This window comes from Micromonospora sp. IBHARD003, assembly GCF_056106285.1.
The window spans coordinates 4,869,029-4,895,400 of sequence record NZ_JBWBBX010000001.1; the positions used below are offsets into that span (position 1 = coordinate 4,869,029).

General features: G+C 69.2%; 30 protein-coding genes. 23 read left to right on the forward strand and 7 right to left on the reverse strand.

The annotated features are described in order from the left end of the window. Positions 1-243: 243 nt before the first annotated feature. The 8 genes from hemL to ACTWOL_RS21675 all read left to right on the forward strand — a co-directional run bounded on the left by hemL (position 244) and on the right by ACTWOL_RS21675 (position 8,923). Positions 244-1,560, forward strand: coding sequence for a glutamate-1-semialdehyde 2,1-aminomutase (hemL, locus tag ACTWOL_RS21640; RefSeq protein ID WP_474298410.1), 1,317 nt, complete (start codon positions 244-246; stop codon positions 1,558-1,560). Then, positions 1,557-2,249, forward strand: a complete 693-nt coding sequence (locus ACTWOL_RS21645; protein ID WP_474298411.1) for a histidine phosphatase family protein — start codon at positions 1,557-1,559, stop codon at positions 2,247-2,249. Before hemL ends, ACTWOL_RS21645 begins: the two co-directional genes overlap by 4 nt. Before the next feature lie 139 nt (positions 2,250-2,388). Continuing rightward, positions 2,389-3,645 (forward strand): hypothetical protein, encoded by a 1,257-nt coding sequence (locus tag ACTWOL_RS21650; protein WP_474298412.1) that lies wholly within the window; start codon positions 2,389-2,391, stop codon positions 3,643-3,645. Between the two features lie 318 nt (positions 3,646-3,963). Next, on the forward strand, positions 3,964-4,572 hold the full coding sequence (locus ACTWOL_RS21655; protein ID WP_474298413.1) for a TlpA family protein disulfide reductase: 609 nt from the start codon (positions 3,964-3,966) through the stop codon (positions 4,570-4,572). Position 4,573: 1 nt separating this feature from the next. After that, a complete protein-coding gene (locus ACTWOL_RS21660) occupies positions 4,574-5,311 on the forward strand; it encodes a cytochrome c biogenesis CcdA family protein (RefSeq protein WP_474298414.1) in 738 nt (245 codons plus the stop codon). Between the two features lie 3 nt (positions 5,312-5,314). Beyond that, entirely contained in the window at positions 5,315-7,201 is a 1,887-nt protein-coding gene (gene resB, locus ACTWOL_RS21665) for a cytochrome c biogenesis protein ResB (protein ID WP_474298415.1), read from the forward strand. Beyond that, on the forward strand, positions 7,198-8,277 hold the full coding sequence (gene ccsB, locus ACTWOL_RS21670; protein ID WP_474298416.1) for a c-type cytochrome biogenesis protein CcsB: 1,080 nt from the start codon (positions 7,198-7,200) through the stop codon (positions 8,275-8,277). The genes resB and ccsB overlap by 4 nt, the downstream gene beginning before the upstream one ends. Before the next feature lie 112 nt (positions 8,278-8,389). Further along, the gene (locus ACTWOL_RS21675) at positions 8,390-8,923 is read left to right on the forward strand and encodes an SRPBCC domain-containing protein (RefSeq protein ID WP_474298417.1); all 534 of its coding nucleotides are present in this window, start codon (positions 8,390-8,392) and stop codon (positions 8,921-8,923) included. Positions 8,924-8,990: 67 nt separating this feature from the next. Here the strand turns inward: ACTWOL_RS21675 and ACTWOL_RS21680 are convergent, their stop codons facing one another. Together ACTWOL_RS21680 and ACTWOL_RS21685 are read right to left on the reverse strand one after the other, a co-directional pair. After that, positions 8,991-9,446, reverse strand: a complete 456-nt coding sequence (locus ACTWOL_RS21680; RefSeq protein ID WP_474298418.1) for a nucleoside deaminase — start codon at positions 9,444-9,446, stop codon at positions 8,991-8,993. Between the two features lie 44 nt (positions 9,447-9,490). Then, positions 9,491-9,901, reverse strand: a complete 411-nt coding sequence (locus tag ACTWOL_RS21685; RefSeq protein WP_474301224.1) for a PLD nuclease N-terminal domain-containing protein — start codon at positions 9,899-9,901, stop codon at positions 9,491-9,493. A gap of 101 nt (positions 9,902-10,002) precedes the next feature. Between ACTWOL_RS21685 and ACTWOL_RS21690 the strand changes: the two genes are divergently transcribed. The 3 genes from ACTWOL_RS21690 to ACTWOL_RS21700 are packed head-to-tail and all read left to right on the forward strand — an operon-like array spanning position 10,003 to position 12,967. Further along, complete coding sequence (locus ACTWOL_RS21690) at positions 10,003-11,454, forward strand: menaquinone biosynthesis decarboxylase (RefSeq protein ID WP_474298419.1); 1,452 nt, start codon at positions 10,003-10,005, stop codon at positions 11,452-11,454. After that, entirely contained in the window at positions 11,451-12,353 is a 903-nt protein-coding gene (mqnP, locus tag ACTWOL_RS21695; protein ID WP_474298420.1) for a menaquinone biosynthesis prenyltransferase MqnP, read from the forward strand. Before ACTWOL_RS21690 ends, mqnP begins: the two co-directional genes overlap by 4 nt. 26 nt (positions 12,354-12,379) lie before the next feature. Next, a complete protein-coding gene (locus ACTWOL_RS21700) occupies positions 12,380-12,967 on the forward strand; it encodes a Uma2 family endonuclease (RefSeq protein WP_474298421.1) in 588 nt (195 codons plus the stop codon). Positions 12,968-12,974: 7 nt separating this feature from the next. On the opposite strand, the gene ACTWOL_RS21705 is transcribed toward ACTWOL_RS21700, so the two are convergent. After that, the gene (locus tag ACTWOL_RS21705; RefSeq protein WP_474298422.1) at positions 12,975-13,592 is read right to left on the reverse strand and encodes a rhomboid family intramembrane serine protease; all 618 of its coding nucleotides are present in this window, start codon (positions 13,590-13,592) and stop codon (positions 12,975-12,977) included. 93 nt (positions 13,593-13,685) lie between these two features. Between ACTWOL_RS21705 and ACTWOL_RS21710 the strand changes: the two genes are divergently transcribed. Continuing rightward, positions 13,686-14,357 (forward strand): UbiX family flavin prenyltransferase, encoded by a 672-nt coding sequence (locus ACTWOL_RS21710; RefSeq protein WP_474298423.1) that lies wholly within the window; start codon positions 13,686-13,688, stop codon positions 14,355-14,357. 10 nt (positions 14,358-14,367) lie between these two features. Here the strand turns inward: ACTWOL_RS21710 and ACTWOL_RS21715 are convergent, their stop codons facing one another. Next, positions 14,368-14,523, reverse strand: coding sequence for a hypothetical protein (locus ACTWOL_RS21715; protein WP_474298424.1), 156 nt, complete (start codon positions 14,521-14,523; stop codon positions 14,368-14,370). Positions 14,524-14,636: 113 nt separating this feature from the next. Here ACTWOL_RS21715 and ACTWOL_RS21720 point away from each other — a divergent pair, with 113 nt between their 5' ends. From ACTWOL_RS21720 to ACTWOL_RS21755, 8 genes are all read left to right on the forward strand, one after another. Then, complete coding sequence (locus ACTWOL_RS21720; protein ID WP_474298425.1) at positions 14,637-15,092, forward strand: Lrp/AsnC family transcriptional regulator; 456 nt, start codon at positions 14,637-14,639, stop codon at positions 15,090-15,092. 86 nt (positions 15,093-15,178) lie between these two features. Then, positions 15,179-16,342 (forward strand): aminofutalosine synthase MqnE, encoded by a 1,164-nt coding sequence (gene mqnE, locus ACTWOL_RS21725; protein WP_474298426.1) that lies wholly within the window; start codon positions 15,179-15,181, stop codon positions 16,340-16,342. A gap of 101 nt (positions 16,343-16,443) precedes the next feature. Then, positions 16,444-16,968: an N-acetyltransferase family protein gene (locus tag ACTWOL_RS21730; protein ID WP_474298427.1), complete on the forward strand. Its 525-nt coding sequence runs from the start codon at positions 16,444-16,446 to the stop codon at positions 16,966-16,968. Positions 16,969-17,024: 56 nt separating this feature from the next. Further along, entirely contained in the window at positions 17,025-17,321 is a 297-nt protein-coding gene (locus tag ACTWOL_RS21735) for a DUF4229 domain-containing protein (RefSeq protein ID WP_474298428.1), read from the forward strand. Between the two features lie 438 nt (positions 17,322-17,759). Continuing rightward, the gene (locus ACTWOL_RS21740) at positions 17,760-19,052 is read left to right on the forward strand and encodes a dicarboxylate/amino acid:cation symporter (protein WP_474301225.1); all 1,293 of its coding nucleotides are present in this window, start codon (positions 17,760-17,762) and stop codon (positions 19,050-19,052) included. A 265-nt stretch (positions 19,053-19,317) separates the two neighbouring features. Beyond that, on the forward strand, positions 19,318-19,701 hold the full coding sequence (locus ACTWOL_RS21745; protein WP_474298429.1) for a hypothetical protein: 384 nt from the start codon (positions 19,318-19,320) through the stop codon (positions 19,699-19,701). A gap of 176 nt (positions 19,702-19,877) precedes the next feature. Continuing rightward, positions 19,878-19,952: a 50S ribosomal protein bL37 gene (locus ACTWOL_RS21750; protein WP_106430099.1), complete on the forward strand. Its 75-nt coding sequence runs from the start codon at positions 19,878-19,880 to the stop codon at positions 19,950-19,952. 95 nt (positions 19,953-20,047) lie between these two features. Next, positions 20,048-20,740 carry a TetR/AcrR family transcriptional regulator gene (locus tag ACTWOL_RS21755; protein ID WP_474298430.1) on the forward strand — a complete coding sequence of 231 codons (693 nt, stop codon included), beginning with the start codon at positions 20,048-20,050 and terminating at the stop codon, positions 20,738-20,740. Positions 20,741-20,760: 20 nt separating this feature from the next. Here the strand turns inward: ACTWOL_RS21755 and ACTWOL_RS21760 are convergent, their stop codons facing one another. Next, a complete protein-coding gene (locus ACTWOL_RS21760) occupies positions 20,761-21,168 on the reverse strand; it encodes a DnaJ family domain-containing protein (protein ID WP_474298431.1) in 408 nt (135 codons plus the stop codon). Positions 21,169-21,206: 38 nt separating this feature from the next. Here ACTWOL_RS21760 and ACTWOL_RS21765 point away from each other — a divergent pair, with 38 nt between their 5' ends. Beyond that, on the forward strand, positions 21,207-21,689 hold the full coding sequence (locus tag ACTWOL_RS21765) for an N-acetyltransferase family protein (RefSeq protein WP_474298432.1): 483 nt from the start codon (positions 21,207-21,209) through the stop codon (positions 21,687-21,689). 169 nt (positions 21,690-21,858) lie between these two features. Here ACTWOL_RS21765 and ACTWOL_RS21770 read toward each other — a convergent pair whose 3' ends face one another. Beyond that, a complete protein-coding gene (locus tag ACTWOL_RS21770) occupies positions 21,859-22,062 on the reverse strand; it encodes a cold-shock protein (protein ID WP_017948713.1) in 204 nt (67 codons plus the stop codon). A 355-nt stretch (positions 22,063-22,417) separates the two neighbouring features. Here ACTWOL_RS21770 and ACTWOL_RS21775 point away from each other — a divergent pair, with 355 nt between their 5' ends. After that, positions 22,418-23,230, forward strand: coding sequence for a menaquinone biosynthetic enzyme MqnA/MqnD family protein (locus tag ACTWOL_RS21775; protein WP_474301226.1), 813 nt, complete (start codon positions 22,418-22,420; stop codon positions 23,228-23,230). Positions 23,231-23,288: 58 nt separating this feature from the next. On the opposite strand, the gene ACTWOL_RS21780 is transcribed toward ACTWOL_RS21775, so the two are convergent. Then, positions 23,289-24,341, reverse strand: a complete 1,053-nt coding sequence (locus ACTWOL_RS21780) for an alpha/beta hydrolase (protein ID WP_474298433.1) — start codon at positions 24,339-24,341, stop codon at positions 23,289-23,291. A gap of 229 nt (positions 24,342-24,570) precedes the next feature. Here ACTWOL_RS21780 and ACTWOL_RS21785 point away from each other — a divergent pair, with 229 nt between their 5' ends. Further along, a complete protein-coding gene (locus ACTWOL_RS21785) occupies positions 24,571-26,259 on the forward strand; it encodes a serine/threonine-protein kinase (RefSeq protein WP_474298434.1) in 1,689 nt (562 codons plus the stop codon). Positions 26,260-26,372: the final 113 nt, after the last annotated feature.

Sequence of the window (26,372 nt, forward strand, 5' to 3'; positions counted from 1 at the left end):
GGCTCACGCGTGCCCTCCACGGGCTCACGTGCCTCGTGCCGCCGGTGCCTCCCCCGCCGGGCAGGCTCGGGACCCAGGTCGCCGGTCCCCTCGCCCAGTCCGCCACCGCGATGCATATCTCCACCCGACTGCTTTTTATGACGCACAGCTCAGGCCGCGCAACCCGATCATCGTGACAGTGACCTCCCCCGCGGACGTGTGGTGAAACACCTGTCCGCAGATACGTCCGGGTCCTCTGACACCATGGATTCCGTGAGCTTTCCCTATGACGCCCCAGTTTCGCAGACGCTTTTCGACCGCGCGTCCCTCGTGACGCCCGGCGGCGTGAACTCTCCGGTCCGCGCCTTCCGCGCCGTGGGCGGTACGCCCCGGTTCATGGTGTCCGGCACCGGTCCGTACCTGACCGACGCGGATGGTCGCGAGTATGTCGATCTTGTCTGCTCCTGGGGGCCGATGATCCTCGGTCATGCCCATCCCGAGGTCATTGCCGCAGTTCAGGCGGCTGTGGCCCGTGGTACCTCGTTCGGTACCCCGGGGGAGGGTGAGGTCGCCCTCGCCGAGGAGATCGTGGCACGGGTCGCACCGGTCGAGCAGGTGAGACTCGTCTCGTCCGGCACCGAGGCGACCATGTCGGCGATCCGGCTGGCCCGTGGTTTCACCGGACGCGCCAAGGTGATCAAGTTCGCCGGGTGCTACCACGGTCACGTGGACGCGCTGCTGGCCGCGGCCGGTTCCGGCGTGGCCACCTTCGCGCTGCCCGACACTCCCGGTGTCACCGGTGCCCAGGCGGGCGACACCATCGTGCTCCCGTACAACGATCTGGAATCGGTTCACGCCGCCTTCCGTGCCCACCCCGGTGAGATCGCCTGTGTGATCACCGAGGCGTCGCCGGGCAACATGGGCGTGGTGCCGCCGCTGCCCGGCTTCAACCAGGGTCTCAAGGACGCCTGCGCCGAGAACGGCGCGCTGTACATCTCCGACGAGGTCATGACCGGCTTCCGCACCTCGAAGGCCGGCTGGTACGGCGTCGACGGTGTCACCCCGGACCTGATGACCTTCGGCAAGGTCATGGGCGGCGGCTTCCCGGCCGCGGCGTTCGGAGGCCGTGCCGATGTGATGGGCCACCTCGCCCCCGCCGGCCCGGTCTACCAGGCGGGCACCCTCTCGGGTAACCCGATCGCCACCGCTGCCGGACTCGCCCAGCTGCGGCTCCTCGACGACGCTGCGTACGAGAAGGTCGACCGGGTCTCCGGTCGGATCCAGGCGCTGGTCACCGAGGCACTCGCCAAGGAGGGCGTCGCCCACCGGCTGCAGAGCGCGAGCAACATGTTCTCGGTCTTCTTCACCGCGGACGAGGTCCGCGACTACGACGACGCGAGGAAGCAGGAAGCGTTCCGCTTCAACGCCTTCTTCCATTCGATGCTGTCGCAGGGTGTGTACCTCCCACCGTCCGCCTTCGAGTCCTGGTTCGTGTCGACCGCCCACGACGACGCGGCGATCGAGCGGATCGCCGCGGCGCTTCCTGCCGCCGCCCGCGCCGCCGCGGAGGCCGCCGCATGAGCCGCACGGACATTCATACGGAAGCGACCGTGGTTCATCTCATGCGCCACGGCGAAGTACACAACCCGGACGGTGTTCTCTACGGCCGCCGCCCCGGCTACCACCTCTCCGACCTGGGACGCAGGATGGCCGACCGGGTCGCCGCGCATCTTGCGGACCGGGACATCACAACGGTGATCGCCTCCCCGCTGGAGCGTGCGCAGGAGACCGCGGCGCCGATCGCCAAGACCCACGGTCTGGCTCTCGACACGGACGAGCGGCTGATCGAGGCCGCGAACGTCTTCGAGGGGAAGACCTTCGGCGTCGGCGACGGGGCCCTGCGCAAGCCGGGCAACTGGAAGCACCTCACCAATCCGTTCCGGCCGTCGTGGGGAGAGCCGTACCTCGAGCAGGTGCTGCGGATGCTGGACGCGCTGGAGTCCGCCCGGGACGCCGCCCGCGGCCATGAGGCCGTTCTCGTCAGCCACCAGCTGCCGATCTGGATCGTGCGCAGCCATGTGGAGCGCCGCAGGCTGTGGCACGACCCGCGGCGCCGGCAGTGCACGCTCGCGTCGCTGACCAGCTTCACCTTCCAGGGCGACAAGATCGTTTCGGTGGGCTACTCCGAGCCCGCCCGTGATCTCGTGCCCGCCCATCTGCTCGCGGGCGCCAAGCCCGTGAAGGGAAAGTCGAAGGCCTTCGGCGCATAGCGATCCCGAGGCTTCGGCGCGTAGCGATCTCGTTACCTGACGCATTTCCCCGCGGGTCCCGGGAACCCTCCTGTCCGTTCACGCCATCTCACTCTCTAGTCGTTATGGCGTAGTCGCGACCGGAGGGGGACGGGACAGCATGCGCAAGATCAGCCGAAGGAGCCTGCTCGGGGCGGGAGTCGGTGTCGCGGCGGCGATGGGTGTCGCCGGCTGCGGTGCCGGCTCCGGGTCCGATTCCGGCAAGAAGGACGGGGCGGGGCGACCCGGGGGAGCCGGAGGTGACGGCACGTCACCCGCTGCCTCGGACGAGTCCGCCCGGCTCATAGGTGACGGTTCGACCGCCGACACCGGAAAGCAGCCGAACCAGCCCGAGAAGCCCGTCCCGCTGCAGCCCGGCGAGACGCCGCCGCAGTTCGTGGTCTTCTCCTGGGACGGCGCGGGCGAGGTCGGCAACGGTCTCTTCCCGCGATTCCTGAAACTCGCCAGGGACCACCACGCGTCGATGACCTTCTTCCTCTCCGGCGTCTATCTGCTGCCGGAGTCGAAGAAGACGCTCTACCGGCCGCCGAACAACCGTGCCGGCGCATCGGACATCGGCTACCTCACCGACCCGCACATCAAGGAGACCCTGAAGTACGTCCGTCAGGCCTGGCTCGACGGCCATGAGATAGGCACGCACTTCAACGGCCACTTCTGCGCCGGTTCGGGCTCGGTCGAGCACTGGACGTCCGCGCAGTGGCAGAGCGAGATCGACCAGGCCGTGTCCTTCGTCACCCAGTGGAAGACGAACAGCGGCTGGAACGACCTCGAGCCCCTTCCCTTCGACTACCGCAAGGAACTCGTCGGCGGCCGCACCCCGTGCCTGCTCGGCCAGGACCGTCTGCTGCCGACCGCCAAGAAGCTCGGCTGGCGTTACGACGCGAGCTCGCCCGGCGGCCGCCAGAAGTGGCCCGAGAAGCGGGGCGGGGTCTGGGACCTGCCGCTGCAGGCCATGCCGTTCCCCGGGCACACCTTCGAGGTGCTCTCGATGGACTACAACATCCTCGCCAACCAGTCGGGGAATTCGACCAAGGGGGATCCGTCGCGCCATCCGGAATGGCGCGGGCAGGCCGTCAAGGCGTATCTCAACGGATTCCGGCGCGCGTACGAGTCGAATCGCGCCCCGTTCTTCATCGGCAACCACTTCGAACAGTGGAACGGCGGCATCTACATGGACGCCGTCGAGGCGGCCCTCAAGGCCATGGCCGGGAGGAAGGACGTACGTCTCGTGTCGTTCCGGCAGTTCTGCGACTGGCTGGACGTCCAGGACCCGAAGATCCTCACCAGGCTGGGCAGTCTCGAAGTCGGCCAGGCCCCGGCGGGCGGCTGGAAGACCTTCCTCAAGGCCACCCCGTAGGGCCGCCGCCGTGCACGAGCATGCGCAAGGCCGTGCGTAGAGCGGTGCGTAAAGCCGCGGGCAAAGCCGCGTGTATCGAGTCCGTGCGAAGAGGTCGCGCAAAGCGTTCGCGTAAAGCGTTCACGTAAAGGGGCCGCGTAAAGGGGGCCGCGCAAAGGCCGCCGTCGGCAGACGGGCGGCCACGCCGCCACCGCGATCACGCGCGGCATCGCGGAGAAGCCGTTGCCGGGACGGCCCTCAAGCGCTCCTGACAAGGAGCGTTACGGGCAGCGAGGGGGGCGTCGAAGATCCCCTGAACGCTCATGCGAAACTTTTCACATGAGCCTTGTCCGCGCCCCTCGAGGCATCCTCCTCACCACCGGAGCCGGCGTTCTCGCCGCCGTGCTCACCCTGTCGGCATGCAGTGGCGACCTGGGCGGCAAGTCCGGTGGCGGCGGCGACACCAACTTCGTGACCAACACCGGTGGGATCTCCACCGTCGCGAAGGGGAAGCGGACGGCGGCGCCGGATCTGACCGGCAAGGACCTCGCGGGGAAGCCCCTTGCCCTGGCCGACTACAAGGGCAAGATCACCGTGATCAACACCTGGGGCTCCTGGTGCTCGCCCTGCCGCGGTGAGGCGAAGTACCTGGAGAAGGTCGCCAAGGACACCAAGGCCCAGGGCGTCGAGTTCGTGGGGATCAACACCCGGGACAGCGAGGTCGGCCCCCCGCTCGCCTTCGAAAAGGAATACGGGATCACCTATCCGAGCTTCCACGACCCGAGTGGCAAGCTCATCCTGGAATTCCCCAAGGGCAGCCTCAACCCGCAGGCCATTCCGACCACGATCGTTCTCGACCGGGAAGGCAAGATCGCCGCGCGCGCCCTGCGCCCCCTGGACGACAAGATGCTCCGCTCGATGATCGACCCGCTGGTCGCGGAGAAGTAGCGTGAACGAGACGGTCTACAGCGGTGCGCTGCTGCTCGCGCTGCCCATCGCCGTACTGGGAGGGCTCGTCTCCTTCTTCTCCCCCTGTGTGCTGCCTCTGGTCCCCGGCTACCTCTCCTATGTGACCGGAGTCACGGGCGCCGATCTGGAGGAGGCCAGGAAGGGCCGGATGGCCGCGGGTGCCCTCCTGTTCGTACTCGGCTTCACCGCCGTCTTCGTCTCCGGCGGCGCGCTCTTCGGCTATTTCGGAAAGAATCTCCAGGAGTACCGGGAGCCCCTCACCACCGTCCTCGGCGGGTTGATGATCCTCATGGGGATCTTCTTCATGGGCTTGCTGCCCTTTCTCACCCAGCGCGAGTTCCGCTTCCACAAGAAGCCGGCGACGGGTCTGGTCGGGGCGCCGGTCCTGGGCGTGCTGTTCGGCGTCGGCTGGACCCCGTGCATCGGCCCGACACTGACCTCCGTCAACACCCTTGCCTGGGAGCAGGCCAGCGCGGGCCGCGGAGCGCTGCTCACGGCCGCGTACTGTCTCGGCCTCGGGCTGCCGTTCATCGTCGCCGCCGTCGCGTTCCGCAAGGCGCTCGGTGCGTTCGGCTGGGTGAAGCGGCACTATGCCTGGGTGATGCGGATCGGCGGCGGCATGATGATCGTCACCGGTCTGCTGCTGCTCACAGGTGCGTGGGACACCCTGGTGCAGGAAATGCAGGGCTGGTCCGAAGGCTTCCAGGTGGGGATCTGATCCATGAGCAAGACCGACACGACCGGCGAGAGCACCACCGGTCCGCAGGCCCCTGAACAGGGTGAGCCCGCAGACCTGGGCAAGGAGCAGGGTGAGCTCGGCGATCTGGGCAAGGCCGGCGAGCAGTTGTCGACCGCCCCCCAGGAACGTGCCGTGCCCGGCTCCTTCGGCGGCTCCCGCGCCCCGGGCGTCGCCGGCGCCGTCGCCTGGACCTTCCGCGAGACCGTCGGGTGGGTGCGCTGGTTCTGGCGGCAGCTCACCTCGATGCGGATCGCGTTGATCCTGCTCTTCCTGCTCTCGCTCGGTGCCGTTCCCGGCTCCCTCGTCCCGCAGAACAGCGCGGACGAGCTGAAGGTGACCACCTGGAAGAAGAACCACGAGTTCTGGGCGCCGGTCTTCGACAAGCTCCAGCTCTTCGACGTCTACAGCTCGGTGTGGTTCTCCGCGATCTACATCCTGCTGTTCGTGTCCCTCATCGGCTGCATCGTGCCGCGCACCTGGCAGTTCACCGGCCAGCTGCGCAGCCGTCCGCCGGGCGCCCCCAAGCGGCTCACCCGACTCCCGGTCCACACGAGCTGGCGCACCGATGCCGAGCCCGAGACCGTCCGTGAGGCCGCGCTCGCGCTGCTCAAGAAGCGCCGCTTCCGCGCGCACATCGCGAAGGACGCGGTCGCGGCCGAGAAGGGCTATCTGCGTGAGGTGGGCAACCTCCTCTTCCATGTGGCGCTGATCGTGATGCTGGTGGCGTTCGCCGTCGGCCAGCTCTTCAAGTCCGAGGGCGGCAAGCTGATCGTCGAGGGCGGCGGCTTCTCCAACACCCTCACCCAGTACGACGACTTCAAGTCCGGCTCGATGTTCGACATCGACGACCTGGCTCCGTTCAGCTTCACCCTGGACCGCTTCACGGGCACGTACGAGAGCAGCGGGCCGCAGCGGGGCACGCCGCGCACCTTCGAGGCGGCCGTGACCTACAGCGAGGGCGTCGACGGCGAGGAACGCAAGCGGATCATCCGGGTCAACGAACCCCTGGAGATCGACGGTTCCAAGGTCTATCTGCTCTCCCACGGCTACGCCCCCGTGGTGACCGTCCGGGACGGCCGGGGCAACGTCGTGCACCGGGAGGCCGTTCCGCTGCTGCCGGTCGACAACAACGTCACCTCCACCGGTGTCATCAAGGTGAGGGACGGCTACCGCGACCGGAACGGCAAGAAGGAGCAGCTGGGATTCCCCGCGTTCTTCGTGCCGACGTACGCCGGCAAGGGCCAGGGCAAGATGTTCTCCCAGTTCCCGGCGCTGGTGTTCCCGGCGCTGAACCTGGGCGCGTACCACGGTGATCTGGGCGGCAACGGCGGACTTCCGCAGAACGTGTACCAGCTCGACACGACCAACATGAAGGCCTTCACCACCGCCCAGGGCGATGTGTTCAAGCAGACGCTGCTGCCCGGTGAGACGATGACGCTGCCCAACGGAGCCGGCTCGGTCACCTTCGAGAAGGAGATCAAGGAGTGGGCCAGCTTCCAGGTCTCCGAGCAGCCCGGCAGCGGCCTCGCCCTCACGGGTGCGATCGCCGCGATCGCCGGACTCGTCGGCTCGCTGTTCATCCAGCGGCGCCGGGTCTGGGTCCGCGCCGTGCGGGACTCCGGCACGGGGCTCACCGTCGTCGAGATGGCGGGCCTCGGCCGCAGCGAGTCCTCGAAGCTGCCCGAGGAGCTGGCGGATCTGGCCGCTCGGCTCCACCTCCAGGCGCCGACCGCTGCCGAGCCGACCGCTCCTGACCCGGCCGAAGCCGGTGCGGCCGGTCCGGCTGCCGAAGCCGAATCCGAACCCGCCCAGTCCGCCGAACCCGTCGAACCTGCCGAACCCGCGCCTGCCGAAGGGGCTGACAAGTGAGTCTCGCCGCCGCTACCAACGAGAGCCTCGCGGAGTTCAGCAACGGGCTGATCTACTCCTCGATGGCCGTGTACACGCTGGCCTTCCTGGCGCACATCGCCGAGTGGGTCTTCGGCAGCCGCAGCAAGGTCGGCCGGACCGCCGCCGCTCTGACGGCCGCCGCGCCGGCCGCCGGGCCGACGGTCCGCGTCACCCAGAAGGGCGGCGCCACCACCGTCCTGGAGCGCCCCAAGATCGTCACCCGTACGGCGGCCGGACAGCGCGACGTCCCGGACGGCCCCGGCGCCGCGGGCGGCACCGTGCAGGGCGACCTCTACGGACGTATCGCGGTCTCGCTGACCGTCCTCGCCTTCCTGGTCGAGGCGGTGGGCGTCACCACCCGCGCGCTGTCGGTGCAGCGGGCGCCCTGGGGCAACATGTACGAGTTCTCCACCACCTTCTCGACGGTGGCGGTGGGCGCGTACCTCGGCTTCCTGCTGGCGAGGAAGAACGTCCGCTGGATCGGGCTGCCGCTGGTCACGACGGTCCTGCTGGACCTCGGCATCGCGGTCACCTGGCTCTACACCGACAGCGACCAGCTTGTCCCGGCGCTCCACTCGTACTGGCTGTGGATCCACGTGTCGACCGCGATCTTCTGCGGTGCGGTGTTCTACCTGGGCTTCGTCGCCACGCTGCTGTACCTCTTCCGCGACTCGTACGAGAACAAGCTGGCGGGCGGCGGCGACCCCGGCGCGTTCGCCCGCTCGGTGCTGGAGCGGCTGCCCTCGGCCGCGAGCCTGGACAAGTTCGCCTACCGCGTGAACGCGGCGATCTTCCCGCTGTGGACGTTCACGATCATCGCCGGGGCCATCTGGGCCGGCGACGCCTGGGGCCGCTACTGGGGCTGGGACGCCAAGGAAGTCTGGTCGTTCATCACCTGGGTGGCGTACGCCGCGTATCTGCACGCCCGTGCCACCGCGGGCTGGAAGGGCCGCAAGGCCGCGTACGTGGCGCTGATCGCCTTCGCCTGCTTCCTCTTCAACTACTACGGCGTCAACCTGTTCGTGAACAGCCTTCACGGCTACGCCGGAGTCTGACCGTTCCGGGCACCCGCCCGTACGTCCGGTACCTCCGTCCGATACATACGTCCGGTACGTCCGTCCGGTCGCAGCACTCGCGGGCACGGCTCCCGCGGGCGACGCTGGTGCCATGAGCGAACCGATCCCTCATGGCACCAGCGAGACCCGCGAGGACGAGGGCGGCCCGACGCACGTCCTGCACTTCGTGCTGCGTCTGCCCCATCCGGTGGTGCGGGTGTGGTCCGCCGTGGCGACCCCGGAGGGTCTGCCGCAGTGGCTGGCCGCCGCCGATCTGCTGGAGCCGCACCTGGGTGGCGGAGTGACGCTCCGCTGGCTCAACACGGGTGACGGGAGCGGTGGGGGCGCGGTCGCCACGGGACGCGTGACGGCCTGGGACATGGAGTCCGTGGCCGAGTACACCGTCGAGCCGTACGGTCGGATCCGCTTCCACATGGAGCCGGCGCCCGCCGACTCCCTGGCGACCGTGCTGCGCTTCACCAACGAGTTCACCGGGCCGGACGAGCAGCGACTGGACAACCTGGCGGGCTGGCACCAGCACTTCGAGTACCTCGACCGGGCGCTCGACGGACAGCCCGCCGACTGGCGGGCCTGGACCCCGGACCGCTTCCGGCAGCTGCGCGCGGAGTACGCCGACCGGCCCTGACGGCGGCGGGCGCCCGGCTACGGAGGTGGGGGAGCGGCACCGGGTGGTGCCAGGAACGCCGGCCGGGTCACGCGTCGTCGCCGATGTCCTCGTTCCACAGCTCGGGGTGCGTACCGATGAACTCGCGCATCAGGGCCGTGCAGACGGGATCGTCCAGTACCAGCACGTCCACCCCGTGGGCCGCGAGCCAGCCCTGGGCTCCGGGGAAGGTCTCGGCCTCACCGACCACCAGCCGGGAGATACCGAACTGCCGGACCAGACCGGCGCAGTACCAGCAGGGGGAGAGGGTGGTGACCATCGTGGTGCCGCGGTACGAGCGCCGCCGTCCCGCCGCGCGGAAGGCGGCGGTCTCCGCGTGCAGCGACGGATCTCCGTCCTGGACGCGGCGGTTGTGTCCACGTCCGAGCAGAGCGCCGTCCGGGCCGTAGAGGGCAGCGCCGATCGGGATGCCGCCCTCCGCGAGGCCCGCGCGGGCTTCGTCGAGTGCGGTGGCAAGCCAGTGCCGTGCCCGCTCCTGGTCCATGTCCCCACTCTCCCGTGCGGGCGCGCCGGGCGCGAGAGCGCGGATCAGGACTGGCCGCCGCCTGATTCGCCGTCCCGCCTGCGGTCCTGCTCGCTCCCGCGGTCCTGCTCGTGGTCCCGGCCCTGCCCCCCGTCGCTCTCCCCGTCGGGCTGCCGACCGGGCGCGCCGCCGCCGGGCTGACCGCGCTGCTCGACGTCCTTGGTCTGACGGTTCTCGTCGCCGAGGGACTTCAGGAACTCCGGGTTGTCGTCCGGGGCCACCCAGCCGCCGCGCCGCGCCGGACGCCGCAGCGTCCGGTCCTTGCCCGCGATCAGCCAGGAGATCGAGCCGACGAGCGGGAACAGCAGCACGAGGATCGCCCAGATCGGTTTGGGGATGTACCTGATGTCCTTCTCATCGGTGGAGATGCAGTCGATGAAGGCGTAGATGCTGAGCGCCAGCGGCACCAAGAACATCAGCACCCGAAGCATTGGCGGCCCCCTGCGTGCGGAGATCGGGACCGTACGAGCGGCCCCCGTGACAGCTCCAGCCTAGCGAGTGGCAGATACTGGACGGCATGGCTTACGACGATCTTCGCTCGCTGCTGCGCGCACTCGAGCGCGAGGGCGACCTCAAGCGCATCAAGGCCGAAGTCGACCCGCATCTGGAGGTCGGGGAGATCGTCGACCGGGTCCAGAAGTCCGGCGGCCCCGCGCTCCTGTTCGAGAACGTGCGCGGCTCCGCCATGCCGCTGGCGATGAACGTGTACGGAACCGACCGCCGCCTGCTCAAGGCGCTGGGCCTGAAGTCGTACGACGAGATCAGCACGAAGATCGGCGGGCTGCTGAAGCCGGAGCTGCCGCACGGCTTCGTCGGAGTGCGCGAGGCCTTCGGGAAGCTCGGCTCGATGGCGCACGTACCGCCGAAGAAGGTGAAGGACGCGCCGGTGCAGGAGGTCGTGCTGCGCGGTGACGAGGTCGATCTGGACCAGCTGCCGGCGCTGTTCACCTGGCCCGAGGACGGCGGCTCCTTCTTCAACCTGGGTCTCACCCACACCAAGGACCCGGACACCGGGGTGCGCAACCTCGGCCTGTACCGCCTCCAGCGCCACGACAAGCGCACCATCGGCATGCACTGGCAGATCCACAAGGACAGCCGCAACCACTACCAGGTCGCGGCGCGGCGCGGCGAGAGGCTGCCGGTCGCGATCGCCTTCGGCTGCCCGCCCGCCGTGACGTACGCCTCCACGGCCCCGCTGCCGGGCGACATCGACGAGTACCTCTTCGCGGGCTTCGTCCAGGGCAAGCGGATCGAGATGGTCGACTGCAAGACCGTGCCGCTGCAGGTGCCCGCGCAGGCGGAGGTCGTCCTGGAGGGTTGGCTGGAGCCGGGGAAGACGCTTCCCGAGGGTCCGTTCGGCGACCACACCGGCTTCTACACGCCGCAGGAGGACTTCCCGGCGCTGACCATCGACTGTGTGACGATGCGTCGGCGCCCGTTGCTCCAGTCGATCGTGGTGGGCCGCCCGCCGACGGAGGACGGGCCCCTGGGCCGGGCGACCGAACGCTTCTTCCTGCCCCTGCTCAAGATCATCGTGCCGGACATCGTGGACTACCACCTGCCCGAGTCGGGCGGCTTCCACAACTGCGCCATCGTCTCGATCGACAAGAAGTACCCGAAGCACGCGCAGAAGGTCATGCACGCCATCTGGGGCGCGCACATGATGTCGCTGACCAAGCTGATCGTGGTCGTCGACTCCGACTGCGACGTCCACGACCTGCACGAGGTCTCCTGGCGGGCGCTCGGCAACACGGACTACTCGCGTGACCTCACCGTCGTCGAGGGCCCGGTGGACCATCTGGACCACTCCTCGTACCAGCAGTTCTGGGGCGGCAAGGCGGGCATCGACGCGACGAAGAAGTGGCCCGAGGAGGGCTACACCCGCGACGGGGGCTGGCCGAACATGGTGCTCCCCGACCCGGACACGGCGGCGCTCGTCGACCGCCGCTGGAAGGAGTACGGCCTGTGAGCGCTTCCGCGGCGGCGGTACCGGGTCCGGGCCGCACCAAGGCGTTCCTCCGGCTGGTGATGATCGAGCACTCGGTCTTCGCGCTGCCCTTCGCCTATATCGCCTCGTTCACCGCGATGTTCGAGCTCGAGGGGCGCGTCGACTGGCTGACGCTGCTGCTCGTCACCGTCTGCATGGTGGGTCTGCGTACCTTCGCGATGGCCTGCAACCGGATCATCGACCGCGAGATCGACGCCCGCAATCCGCGCACGGCGGGCCGGGAGATCGTGACGGGCGCCGTGTCGGTGCGCTCCGCCTGGACCGGCGCGGGTGTCGCCCTCGTGGTCTTCCTGGGGGCGGCGGCTCTGCTCAACCCGCTGTGCCTGGCCCTCGCGCCCGCCGCCGTGGTGCCGATGGTGGTCTATCCGTACGGCAAGCGGTTCACGCACTTCCCACACGCGATCCTCGGCGTCGCCCAGGCCATAGGGCCGGTCGGGGCGTGGCTCGCGGTCACCGGGGCCTGGTCCTGGGACGCGCTGATCCTCGGGCTCGCGGTCGGCATCTGGATCGGCGGCTTCGATCTGATCTTCGCCTGCCAGGACGTCCAGGCCGACCGCGCCCACGGCGTGAAGTCGGTCCCGGCCCGCTTCGGCATCCCGGCGGCGCTGTGGGGGGCGCGGGTCTGCCACGCGGTGACGATGGGCCTGTTCGTCTGGTACGGGCTGGCCACGGGGGCCGGGCTGTTCTTCTGGGCGGGACTGGTGATCGTCGCGGTGGCGTTCGTCTACGAGCACACGATCGTGACGCCGCACGACCTGTCCCGGCTGAACCGGGCGTTCTTCACCGTCAACGGGTTCATCGGGATTGCCCTTTTCGTGTGTGCGCTGATCGATCTGGTCGTTCGAGGTCTCACCCTGTAGCTACCGTGCGGCCTACCATCGAGTGCATGGACAGGGAGGCCGATGTGACAGTCACCGTCTCGGAGATCGACCGTCTGCACTCGCAGCTCAGCCGGCTTGAGGACATGTTCCCGGGCTACCGGACGGAGATTGTCGAGGGCGCCATCGTGATGAGTCCCGTGAAGCCGCACCACAACCAGACGATCTGGAAGCTGTGGAGCGCGATCGAGGCCCAGGTCTCCGACGAGTGGGGCTTCATCAGCGATGTCGCCGTCCCCTTCGACGACGCGAATGAGTTCTGCCCGGACCTCGCCGTCATCCCGAAGGCCGAGTCGGCGAAGAATCTCAGCGCCTACCCGCCCGACCTCATCGAGCTGGCCGTCGAGGTGGTCTCGCCCGGCAGCGTCCGCAACGACTACGAGATCAAGGAGCGTGCGTACGCCCGCCGCGGTATCCCGCATTACTTGATCTTCGACCCCTACAAGGCGCACTGCGTGACCCACTGGAACCCCGGCCCTGACGGCTATCTGGGCCGGGACACCCTGCGCTACGGCGCGACCGTCATCGTGAACACGGACATCGGCAAGCTCTCCCTGGACACCGCCGACCTACCGGTCGACCCCGGCGCCACCTGATCGTCGCCTACGACGTGAGCTCCGCGGGCACCGCCCCCGGCCGCTGCCTGCGGAAGAGGAACGCCGCCGCCACGCCGCCCGCCAGTCCGAACAGGTGCGCCTGCCAGCTGACCCCGCTGTCGACGGGCAGCACGCCCCACAGGATCGAGCCGTAGAGCGCGGCCACCAGCAGACCGATCAGCACGTCCCGGACGCTGCGGTCCACGAAGCCGCGGACCAGCACATAGCCGAAGAGCCCGAAGACGACACCCGAAGCGCCGAGGGTGACGGAGCCGGGCGGCGAGGTCAGCCAGACGCCGAGGCCCGATGCCGCGATGACGGTGAGCACGACCCCGGCGAAGCGGCGTAGGCCCCCGACCGCCGCGAGGAAGCCCAGCACCAGCAGCGGGAGGCTGTTGGCGGCGACATGGCCGAAGCCGACGTGGAGGAAGGCCGCGGGCACGATGTCGGCCAGCTCCGACGGCTCGCGCGGGGTGACTCCGTAGGTGTCGAGGGCATGGCCCGTCGCGAAGTCGACGATCTCGAGCACCCACAGCAGGGCGACCCAGCCGAGCATCAGCGTGAGCGCCGCGGCGGCCCGACCGGTCCTGCCGGTCCAGCTCGATCTCGTGGACGTTCCTGCCATCGCGACCCCCCTGCGGTTCCTGCGTCTCCCCCCGGAAACGTCCGGGGCACCTGACTCAGTTCCGCCACTTCCCGGCCGGATAGGCTCGATCCCATGAATGACGCCAACCGCACACCGTGGGTCGTCGGGGTCTCCGGGGCTTCGGGCACCCCGTACGCGGCCGCCGTGCTGCGCGGGCTGCTCGACGCGGGCGAGAGCGTGGATCTGGTGGTGTCGCGGGCGTCGCGGCTCACTCTTCTGGACGAGACGGGGATCGCGTTCCGGGACGCCCACTGGCAGGACGATCTGCGCGAGTGGCTGGGGCGGGGCGCCGACGGCAAGCCCGGCACCTTCGACGTGGACGTGGCGGACGTACGCCACTGGCCGGCCGGCGACCTCGCCGCGGGACCGTCCTCCGGGTCGTACCCGGTCAAGGGGATGCTGATCGTGCCGGCGTCGACGGCATGTGTCGCGGGTGTGGCGCTCGGTCTGTCGAAGGACCTGCTGCAGCGCGCGGCGAGCGTGACGCTGAAGGAGCGCCGGCCGCTGGTGGTCGCGGTGCGGGAGACTCCGCTGAACGGGCAGACGCTCAGGCATCTGGTGGCGCTGGACGAGGCGGGCGCCGTGGTGCTGCCCGCCTCGCCGGCGTTCTACGCGGGGGCGACGCACATCCAGGATCTGGTGGACTTCGTCGCGGGGCGGGCGCTGGACGCGGCAGGGGTGCCGCACCGGCTGTACCGCCGTTGGGAGGGCGAGCTGGGGGGTGCCCAGTCCCGCAGTGACTAGTTACTGGTTACTAGCGCTTCTTGGCTGCGCGGCGCGCGGGACGGAACGAGGCCCGGTCGACACGGTAGGCGGCGGCAGGCTGGTGGGCACGCGAGCGGCTGGCCAGCTCCTGAAGCTGCCTCATGTGGGCGTAGGCCATCTCGATCGTGTACACGGTGAGTGTCATCTCCTGTATAGATCGTTTTGATCGTCTGAAAGATTCACAGGGTGTCGGCCCTGTGTGCCTTAGATTCTACACGTAAACTTGCGGTATCGCTGAATAATGGAAGGCACAGGCATATGGACGCCGTGGATAGGCAGCTCATCCAGGCTCTGCGCGCGAACGGCAGGGCTTCGTACGCCGAGCTCGGCCGGCTTGTCGGACTCTCGGGTCCCTCCGTCACCGACCGCATCAACCGTCTGGAGGCGGCCGGTGTGATCACCGGATACCGGGCGACCGTCGACGCCGCGTCGCTCGGCCTCGGTGTCACCGCGCTGGTCGGCATCTCGCTCTCCGACGCCGCGGACCACGAGGACGTGGCGCGCCGGCTGCGCGATCTCGAGGAGATCGAGGACTGCTGGTTCATCGCGGGCGACGACTCGTACATGCTCAAGGTGCGCGCCGGTGACGTCGACGGACTGGAGAAGACCATCCGCCGGCTGTCCGGCACGAAGGGCGTTTCCCGGACGCGTACGACGATCGTGCTCTCCACGAAGTGGGAGAACCGGGTCGGGGAACTTCCCGAGCAGGGCTAGGCGTAACGTGGGTGAGGCCTCCGGGGTCCGGAGGCAACTCCCTGCGGGGGGACGGCACAGGACGAGGACGAGTGGGAGGCGGCCGCATGGACGCGGGGCTCAAGCGCGAGCTGGAGGAGAAGGTCCGGGCCGGCGAGCGGCTGAGCCGCGAGGACGGCATCGCGCTCTACGAGTCGGACGACCTGGCCTGGCTCGGCGGCCTCGCCCACGAGGTGCGCACCCGCATGAACGGTGACGTGGTCCACTTCAACGTCAACCGCCACCTCAACATGACGAACGTGTGCACCGCGTCCTGCGCCTACTGCTCGTTCCAGCGCAAGCCGGGCGAGAAGGACGCGTACACGATGCGCATCGAGGAGGCCGTCCGCCTCGCCAAGGCGATGGAGAACGAGAACCTCACCGAGCTCCACATCGTCAACGGCCTCCACCCCAACCTGCCGTGGCGCTACTACCCCCGTTCGCTCAGCGAGCTGAAGAAGGCGCTGCCGAACGTCTCGCTGAAGGCGTTCACGGCCACGGAGATCCACCACTTCGAGACGATCTCGGGGCTCAGCGCGAGCGAGATCCTGGACGAACTGATCGACGCCGGTCTGGAGTCGCTGACCGGCGGCGGTGCGGAGATCTTCGACTGGGAGGTCCGCCAGCACATCGTGGACCACCGCACCCACTGGGAGGACTGGTCGCGCATCCACCGCCTCGCGCACGAGAAGGGTCTCAAGACCCCGTGCACGATGCTGTACGGGCACATCGAGGAGCCCCGCCACCGGGTGGACCACGTACTGCGGCTGCGTGAACTGCAGGACGAGACCGGCGGGTTCCAGGTCTTCATCCCGCTGCGCTACCAGCACGACTTCGTGGACATGAAGGACGGCAAGGTCCGTAACCGCCTTCAGGCGCGCACGACGATGGCGACGGGCGCCGAGGCTCTGAAGACCTTCGCGGTCTCGCGGCTGCTGTTCGACAACGTCCCCCACCTGAAGGTCTTCTGGGTGATGCACGGTGTGCAGACCGCCCAGCTCGCGCTGCAGCACGGCGCCGACGACATGGACGGCTCGGTCGTCGAGTACAAGATCACCCATGACGCCGACAACTACGGCACCCCCAACAAGCTCACCCGCGACGATCTGCTGGAGCTGATCCGGGACGCCGGCTTCCGCCCGATGGAGCGGAACACGCGGTACGAGGTCATCCGCGAGTACCCGGGGCCGGACGAGGACCGCCGCGAGTCGCCGCAGCCGATGCGGGTCTGACCCGGGAGCCGATGCCGGGCCGGCCGCGCCTTCCGTGGTGCGAGCAGGGTCACACACCCCCACAACCCTGGACATACCGGCCGGTTGTTACCGTCGGGCGCATGCCCCTTGCGTTCCGACTCGATCCGCCCGGCGGTCCCGCTCTCCGGGACGGCGTCCTGGCGCTCTGGGCGGACGTGACCAACGCGGGCGGCGCCGTCGGATTCGTGGCCCCGGTGACGGTGGAGGACGTCAGGGCCGAGTGGCTCAAGCACCTGAAGGGGCTGGCCGAGGGGCACAAACGCCTCCTCGTCGGGTACGACGAGGCCGGCCGGATCGCGGCCGCCGCGTTCCTCACGCACAACACGCACCGGCTGATGCGGCACTGGGTCTGGCTCTACACCGTGATGGTCCACCCGCGCCACCAGGGCAAGGGGTACGGCCGTGACCTCCTGGCGGCGGCGGCCGACGCCGCTCGCACCCTCGACGGCATCGAGGCGATACGCCTCACCTGCCGCGGCGGGATGGGGCTCGAGGACTTCTACGCCTCGTGCGGCTACAAGGAGGTCGGGCGGGTGCCCGGCGCCATACGCGTCGCCGACGGGGGCGACCGCGACGACATCACGATGCTGCTCCCCCTGAACTGATCCAAACGCCACGTGCTTCACTGGTCGGGCCATTCAGTGAAGGGAAAGGGACTCCCGTGTCCGACAGCAAGATCAGCCCCGCGCTCCGGTACACGCTCATGCGTCTCGGCATCTTCACCGGCTGCTTCTTCGCCCTGTGGGGCCTGGTGTACCTGAGGGTGCTGCCGCGCGGGCTCGGCGACTCCAACCTGCTCTGGGTGCTCGTCCTGGCCGTGGTGATCTCCGCGCCGTTGAGCTTCGTGCTCCTGCGCAAGCAGCGCGAGGCGATGGCGGAGCAGGTGGCCGCGAAGGTCGACCGGGCGAAGTCCCGTTTCGAGGCGAACCGTTCCCAGGAGGACGGCGCGGCCCAGTGACGGGCCGCGGGTCGCGTCGCTCATCGGAGGCCGTCCCCACAGCAAGCGGAACGTAAGCTTCCGCACGTTCGTCCCGTGCCCTGTGGCCGGAGCACCCGCTCCGGCCACAGGGCACGGTCGTACCGGGCGTCTTCCGCCGGCTCCGCATCTCAAAGAAGTACTTTGAGGTTCTCAAAGTTCAAGTGTTAACGTATGCGCATGACGACAGCAGTGCGCCTTCACGCAGCCATGAGCATCCCGCTCGTGGCGCGCCTGCATGTCGATCTCTGCCGCTGTATGTCCGCGGTCTGTTGCCGCTCGATCTGACCCGGCATCACAGCGGCGCCGCCCTGTTTCGCAGGCACGGGCGCCGCACCCCTGTCCCCGTATTCATCTGATACGCCTCACCGGAGTGTGTCCGTGTCCGCGAACTCCGCGACGCCCACCCGCGCCCGCCGCATACCCTCGATCCCCTTCTGGGCCCAGATAGTCGCCGGTCTCGTCCTTGGGACCCTGCTCGGCTGGCTGGCCCGCAGTCAGGACATCAGCTGGCTGCACACGACCCTGGGCCAGATCGGCGACATCTTCGTCCAGCTGCTGAAGCTGGCCGTCGCACCGCTCGTCTTCTTCGCGATCCTGGTGTCGATAACCAATCTGCGCAAGGTCAACAACGCGGCCCGGCTGGCCGGCCGCACCCTGCTCTGGTTCATGATCACCTCGCTGATCGCGGTCGCGATCGGCCTGGCGATCGGCCTGCTCACCAACCCGGGTGCCGGCACCGGGCTGACCCCCAAGGACGGCCGGAAGCCGGAGCACGCCGGCTCCTGGATCGACTTCCTGACCGGCATCGTCCCCACGGACGTCGTCACGCCCTTCACCGAGCTGAACGTCCTTCAGATCGTCTTCATGGCCGCCGTCGCCGGTATCGCCGCACTCAAGCTCGGTGACCGCGCCAAGCCCGTTCTCGCCCTGAGCGAGGCCGTCCTGGAGCTGCTCCAGAAGGCCCTGTGGTGGGTCATCCGTCTCGCGCCCGTCGGCACCGTCGGCCTCATCGGCTTCGCGATCGCCGACTACGGCTGGGACCTCATCGGCAAGTACGCCACCTTCACCGCCGACGTCTACATCGGCTCCGCGCTGGTGATGTTCGGTGTCTACCCGCTGCTGCTGGCGACGGTCGCCAAGGTCAACCCGCTGAAGTTCTTCAAGGGTGCCTGGCCGGCCATCCAGCTGGCTTTCGTCTCCCGCTCCTCGGTCGGCACGATGCCGGTCACCCAGAAGGCCACCGAGCGCCTCGGTGTTCCGAAGGAGTACACGTCCTTCGCGGTGCCGTTCGGCGCGACGACCAAGATGGACGGCTGCGCCGCGATCTACCCGGCCCTCGCCGCGATCTTCATCGCCCAGATCTTCGACGTCCGGCTCGGTATCCAGGACTACGTCCTCATCGCCTTCGTCTCGGTCGTCGGTTCCGCGGCCACCGCCGGTCTCACGGGTGCGACGGTCATGCTGACGCTCACGCTGTCCACGCTGGGCCTTCCGCTGGAGGGCGTCGGCCTGCTGATGGCGATCGACCCGGTCCTGGACATGATGCGCACGGCGACCAACGTGGCCGGACAGGCGCTGGTCCCGGTCATCGTGGCGGCGCGCGAGAAGATCCTCGACCTGGACGCGTACAACTCGGCCTCGGCTTCGCCCGTCGGCGACGCGCAGCCGGCCGACGTCGAGCGAGAGCTCGCGGTGCCCGCCGCCGCGTAAGTCCTGCGCCCTTGCATCGACGGAAGCGCTCCGGATCGCCATGGTCCGGGGCGCTTCGGCGTGCGGGGAGTAGCCGCGCGGGATGCGCTGCGGGTGAGACTTGAACATGTTCAAACTCCGTGCCAGGGTACGGCGTGGGAGTCCACTGGTCGCGCACGAGGCCTGCGGAACCGGTCAGGGGTGGAATGTGTTGCGTTGCTGTCGTACTGCGCTGATCTTGCTTGCCATGTCCCTTGCTCTCACGGCCTGCGGCAGGTTGACGGTCATGCCGCCGCCCGAGGGCGAACCAGTCGTGCTGAAGCCGGCCGAACTCGCGACCACGTGGACCGATGCCGACGGCGGCACCCTCACGCTGAAGCAGGACGGGAGGTTCATCGCCGACAAAGTCTGCGTCGCCGTCAGCTGGTACGAGGGTTTGACCTGGTCCGGAACAGGCACCTGGGAGCAAGGCTCCAACAAGAAGCAAAACTTCGTCACTGTGTCCTTCGATGCCGGTCACCCCGTCGACACCTATCACCCCGAAAGGGTTGAGCGGCGGCCCGACTCCTACGCCGCCTTGAGGCAAGGCAAGGTCCTGAAGCTCTGGACCTCCGTCGGTGATCCGGACAACGACTATCCGCACTGCATCCTGACCAGCCCGGCGCGCTGACCCGGCTGCCGCGGGGTCGGGTGAGCTGCACATGGTCCGAGCGCCCCCGGGTCCCGGGGTGCTCTGTCGTGCCGGGCACGGACGCCGCCCCGCCGGTGAGTCGCGGAATGCGGGTGAAACCGGGCGAACCTACACTGACCGGAGCATCGGGAAGCCTGGAACAAGGGAGATGCACCATGTCCAAGCGAGGCAACAAGCGACGCGCCCGTAAAAAGAGGAAAGCGAACCACGGGAAGCGCCCCAACGCCTGAGCCATACACCTTTGCTTTCGAGGCCGGTCTTCCGCACAGGCAGACCGGCCTTAGGCTTACCGCGGAGTTGATCGGTGGCCGGGAGGACGTCGGACGTGGGTGGGAGCGACAGACACAGCAAGCGGATGCCGCGCGAAGTGCGGGAGAAGCAGATGCTGGACGCCGCCGTGCAGACGTTCGGGCGTCGTGGGTACCGGGCCGCGTCGATGGACGAGATAGCCGAGCTCGCGGGGGTCTCCAAGCCGCTGGTCTATCTGTATCTGAATTCCAAGGAAGACCTGTTCACGGCGTGCATCCGGCGCGAGGCGGCGGCGCTGATCACGGCGGTACGGGCCGCGGTCGACCCCGGGCTGCCGGCGGAGCGGCAGCTGTGGGAGGGGGCGACGGCGTTCTTCCGGCACACCACCTACCACCCGGACGCCTGGGCTGTACTGCACCGGCAGGCGCGGACGCACGGGGAGCCGTTCGCCGCCGAGGTGGCCGTGATGCGGGACGAGCTCGTCGCCTTCGTGGCCATGCTGATCGCGGCGGCCGCGCGGGAGACGCATCGCGCCGGGGAGCTCACCGACCAGGATGTCGCGGGTCTCGCCCAGGCGCTGGTCGGTGCGGCGGAGTCGCTTGCCGGGTGGGCGAACGACACGCCGGGGGTCACCGCCGCGCAGGCTGCGGGGACGCTGATGAACTTCGCCTGGGAGGGCCTGGGCGATCTCATGGCGGGGAAGCGCTGGGCGCCTCCGGACGCCGGGGCGCGCTCCGATGTGCCGCCCTCTGACGTGCCGCGCGACTGAGCGGTCTGCCCGGCCGCGGGTCACTCCTCCTCGCCCCGGCCGCGCCGCCAGTCGCGTACCACCGAGTCGACGTCATAAGGCGTCAGACCGAGCAGTGGGCCCGGCGGTGGCCGGCGCAGAGCCGCGGCGATCTTCTCGTTGACGTGCTCGACGATCCGGCGGACGGCGGCCTCGGACGGCGCACGGGCCGCGGCCTCCAGTGCCTCCTCGGCTTCCTTGCGCAGGGCGAGGGACGGCGGCAGATACGCGAGGCCTTCGCGGTGCATCTTGCGTTTGATCCACCACATCTCGTCGTAGGTCTCGCCGGTGTCGGGCAGCGGTCTGCCGAAGCCGGGCAGATCCCTGAAGTCGCCGCGCTCGGTCGCCTCCCGGATCTGTTTGTCGACCCATGACTCGAAACTGACGCCAGGCGGTTTGCGCTCGGTCACACACCCCAGCGTAAGTGCCTCTCTGGGAGACTCGAAGGGTGTTGATCAGAGATGCGCGACCCGGGGACTGGCATCGGATCTGGCCCTTCTGGCACAGGATCGTGTCCGCGGGCGACACCTACACCTGGGATCCGGACACCGCGGAGCCGGATGCCCGTGCCGTGTGGATGGCACCCGCGAACCGGGTCGTCGTGGTGGAGGACGACGACGGTGCGCTGGTCGCTTCCGCCTATCTGCGGCCGAACTACGGGGGCCCGGCCGCGCACATCGCGAACGCCGCCTTCATGGTCGACCCGGAGCGGGGCGGGCGGGGGATCGGACGGCGGCTTGGGGAGTACGTACTCGAGCAGGCGCGGCGGGACGGCTACACCGGCATGGTCTTCAACGCGGTCGTCGAGACCAACCCTGCGCTGAAGCTGTGGGAGTCCCTGGGATTCCGGATCATCGGGACGGTCCCCGGTGCTTTCCGGCACCCGGTGCACGGCCCGGTCGGGCTCAGCATCCTCTTCAGGGAGCTTTAGAGGGCTTCTGGGCGTGGCCACCAGCGGTCATGGTCAGGTCAAGCCGGGGGCCCAGTCGCCCGGTAAGGCGGGGAATGAAAAGGCAGGAGCCCCGGGCCCGTACCGAAATACGGGGACGCGGGGCTCCTTGGTACTGCTAAGTGTCGTGCGCGATCGCCGACCCTGGTCCTTAGGCCGGGGTGACGTTCTCCGCCTGGGGGCCCTTCGGGCCCTGGGTGACGTCGAAGTTCACGACCTGGTTCTCCTCGAGGGAGCGGAAGCCGGTCGCGTTGATCGCGGAGTAGTGAACGAAGACATCCGGGCCGCCGCCGTCCTGGGCGATGAAGCCGAAGCCCTTTTCAGCGTTGAACCACTTGACGGTTCCGGTAGCCATAAGCCCTCCTTGGGCCAAAGGGTTGCCCTGCTCCAGAACCTGCAAACAAGTCTGAAAACCTACAAAAGCCTGCGGGTTACATGCTCCGCAGGCTCTGTACTGCAAGGGAAACCAAACTGCAACTTGCGTTGAGCCTAGCACGCACGGTGTTCGCGTGGGTAGAGGGAAAGATCACGTCACCCGGATGGCTGAAGTCCGCTTGACATGCTGACGCTCTCGGCCGGCGTGCCCCGCGCATTCGAAGGCAGGACCCGGGGTCTAGCCTCACGATGTGGACAGTCATGCAGAACCCGCGGAACACGCACAGAACCCCGCCGCAGACGACGACCGTCGCAGCCGGCCGCGTGTCGGTCACATCCAGTTCCTGAACTGCCTGCCCCTCTACTGGGGGCTCGCCCGCACCGGGGCGCTCCTCGATCTCGAGCTCACCAAGGACACACCGGAGAAGCTCTCGGAGCAGCTGGTGCGGGGGGATCTCCATATCGCCCCCATCACCCTGGTGGAATATCTGCGCAACGCTCACGACCTCGTCGCGTTTCCGGATATCGCCGTCGGCTGCGACGGCCCCGTCATGTCCTGTGTGATCGTGTCCCAGCGGCCGTTGGAGCAGCTGGACCGCGCGCGGGTGGCCCTCGGCTCGACCTCGCGCACCTCGGTACGCCTCGCCCAGCTGCTGCTCTCCGAGCAGTACGGCGTGTCGCCCGACTACTACACCTGCCCGCCCGACCTCGGCGTGATGATGCAGGAGGCCGAGGCTGCCGTGCTCATCGGCGACGCGGCGCTGCGCGCCTCGCTGCACGACGCCCCGCGCCTCGGGCTGCAGGTCTTCGACCTGGGGCAGATGTGGAAGGATTGGACCGGGCTGCCGTTCGTCTTCGCGGTGTGGGCGGCGCGCAAGGACTACCTCGCCCGTGAGCCCCGCCTCGTGCGGCAGGTCCACGAGGCGTTCCTGGCCTCGCGGGACCTGTCGCTCGAAGAGGTGGAGAAGGTCGCCGATCAGGCCGCGCGCTGGGAGGCCTTCGACGCGGAGCTGCTGACGCGCTATTTCACGACGCTCGACTTCCGCTTCGGGCCCGAGCAGCTCGCGGGGGTACGGGAGTTCGCCCGCCGTACGGGGCCCACGACCGGGTTCCCCGCGGATGTGCGGGTCGAGCTGCTCGACGTCTGACGCCCCGGCGCAGGCCCCCCGGCCTGCGCCGCCGGGCACTTCGAGAACTCCGGGAGCCTCAGGAGCTGGGGATGGGCGCCTGCATGTGCCGGCTGATCCACTCGATGGACCCGTCCCCCATGCCCTTCACATAGGTCTTGGCGTTGTGCTCGCCGTCCTGGATGATCTGCAGCCGGGTCTTGACCGGGCCCTTGGTGTACTTCTTGGCGAAGTTCTTCACCTTCTTCAGTCCGCCCTCCTTGGTGCCGACCTGGAGCGCCAGGTAGACCTCGTTGTCCTTGGTGGCCCGCTTGGCGCCGAGCGCCTTTGCGAGCCGCTCGGGGTCGTTCGCCTGCTGCTCGGTCTCGTGCCCCGACCACAGTGGGGAGTCGGGCACGATGTCCGGGCCCGAGGCGATGACCGCCTTGAACTTGTCGGGGTACTTGAGGACGGACTTGAGGCCGACGAAGGCGCCGGAGGACGATCCCATAAAGGCCCAGCCGTCGCGGGACTTGAAGGTCCGGAAATTGGCCCTCACGAAATCGGGTACGTCCTCGGTCATCCAGGTGCCCATTTTGGGCTGCCCCGGAATATCACTGCCGTCGTAGTAGTACTTCTTATCCGGGTTGAGGACGGGCATCACGACGATGAACGGAAGGCTCTTTCCTTCCTCCGACCACTTGCTGATGCTGCTCTGGAGATTCAGGTCCGTGCCCATCCAGTAATTCATCGGATAGCCGGGGCCGCCGGGGAGCGCGATGAGCACGGGGAAACCGCTGTTCGCGTATTTCGGGTCGAAGTACTGCTTCGGCGCCCAGACCCAGACCTTGCCCGTGAATCCGGACTTCTTGCCCTCCAGCGTCGTGACGCCGATCTTCGTGCCGTCGTCGATGGTGTTCGCGGTGGTGAACTCCGCCTTGGGGCCGGTCGGCATCAGGGTCTTGGCGGAGGCCTCCGTGGCCTTGTCGTCCTTCGCTGCGCCTGTCGGCTTCCCGCCCGCGGAAGCCTTGGACTGCTGGGCGTCGAAGGAGAGCGGGTCCCCCTCGTCCGAGCAGCCCGACACGAGCGCGAGGGAACCGGCCACGACGGTGGCTATGAGGGCCTTGGTCAGACGGGGGCGATGGCGATTCATTACGGTCTCCGGGTCGATGCGTACTGTGCGTACTGTGCGGCCCTTTGGGGTGCTCGGGGGCGAGGCGCGCGATATACGTCCAGAGAGAGGGGGCGGCGGGCCGATCGGTTGGCCCGGGCCGCGTCCCAATTCCCGGTCGTCCCGCTCGCGGGGCCCGGAACGGGCCCTGCCCCTCTACGCTGTTCCGGACGAACACCGGGGCGTGGGGCGGAAAAACGGGGAGAGACACATGCAGCCGCTGGAGGCGGGCGAACCGCGGACCATCGGTGCGTACCGGCTGCTCGGAAGGCTCGGCGCCGGGGGCATGGGACGGGTGTATCTGGCCCGTACCGAGGGCGGCCGTACCGTCGCGGTCAAGGTCGTCCATCCGCACTTCGCACTCGACGAGCAGTTCCGCGCCCGCTTCCGGCGCGAGGTCGCCGCGGCCCGGCGGGTGGGTGGTGCCTGGACGGCCCCGGTGCTGGACGCGGATCCCGAGGCGCCCGTTCCCTGGGTCGCGACCGGGTACGTCGCCGGGCCCTCGCTCGGCCAGGCCGTCGCCGGGCACGGTCCGCTGCCGGAGCACACCGTAAGGACGCTCGGCGCGGGCCTCGCCGAGGCGCTGGCGGCCGTGCACGCGCTCGAGCTCGTCCACCGGGACGTCAAGCCCTCGAACGTGCTGCTCGCGCTCGACGGGCCCCGGCTGATCGACTTCGGCATCGCCCGCGCCACCGACGGCACCGCCTCGCTCACCACGACCGGGGTCTCGGTCGGCTCACCCGGCTATATGGCACCCGAGCAGATCCTCGGCACGGGTGCCGTCACGGGAGCGGCCGATGTGTTCTCGCTCGGTGCCGTGCTCGCGTACGCGGCGACGGGGGCCGCCCCGTTCCCGGGCGACTCGTCGGCGGCGCTGCTCTACAAGGTGGTGCACGAGGAGCCTGAACTGGGTCGGCTGGACGGGGAGTTGCGGGAGCTCGTCGCGGCCTGCCTGGCCAAGGACCCCGCCGGGCGTCCCGCCCCCGAGGACGTGGCCCGGCGGCTCGCCCCGGACGGCGCGGGGCCTCTCGTCGCGGCGGGCTGGCTGCCCGGGCCGGTGGTGGAGCAGGTCAGCAGGACGGCGGTACGGCTGCTGGACCTGGAGCCGTCCCGGCAGGATCCGGCGGTGTCGGGGCCCGTACCGTTCACCAGCGAGGCGATGGGGGCGTTCGGACCGCCCTTCGATCCGTCGCCCGCCTCGCCGCCCCCGCCCTCGGCATCCCCGTCCCTGCCCTGGGCTCCGCCGGCGCCCGCCCCCGTGACCGACGCCGTGCCGCCCGGGCCCGCTTCCGACGGCCGTCTCTCCTTCTCGGTCACCACCGGCACCGAACGCGACCGCCCCGGCGGTGGCCGGAAGGTCAGCTGCACGGTCGCCCTGGCCGTCGCGGGGGCCCTGGCGGCGGTGACCGTCGGGGCCGGCTTCCTCCTCGATCTCTTCCCCGGGGCCCAGGGCGGCAACGACGCCCGTGACTCGGCCGCGGCGCCGCCGAAGTCCTCGGCGTCCAGCGCCCCTCCGGACGGAGCGGAGAGCCCGGGGGAGGGCACGTCCACGACGGTGCCGAAGACGTTCCTCGGGACCTGGGAGGGGCAGATCACCGCAGCCGGACTGCCGGCCGGCACCATGAAGGTGACCATCCGGCCGGGCCGCACAGGAGAGCGGGTCGGGACGGCCGAACAGACCGACATCCTGGGCAACTTCATCTGTGAGGACCTGCTCACGGCCACCAGCGCCGACGCCCGGACGCTCGTCGTCGACGCCCGGCGCGGCCCGCGCAGCAAGAGCATGTGCAGCGAAGGCACCAAGGGCCTGCGTCTCGAACTCAGCGGCAGCACCCTGCGATACGTCTCCCGCGACGCGAGCGCGGGCAATCCGGTGGGCGACCTCGGCAAGAGCGGCTGACGAAGGCGGCCGCCCCGGCGGGCCGTCACCGCCTGCCGCCCGGGGCGCCGATCCCCGCTCCTCCCGGTGCGCCCCGGTGCCGTCGGCGCGCCCCCCGTCGCGGGGTGCGACGG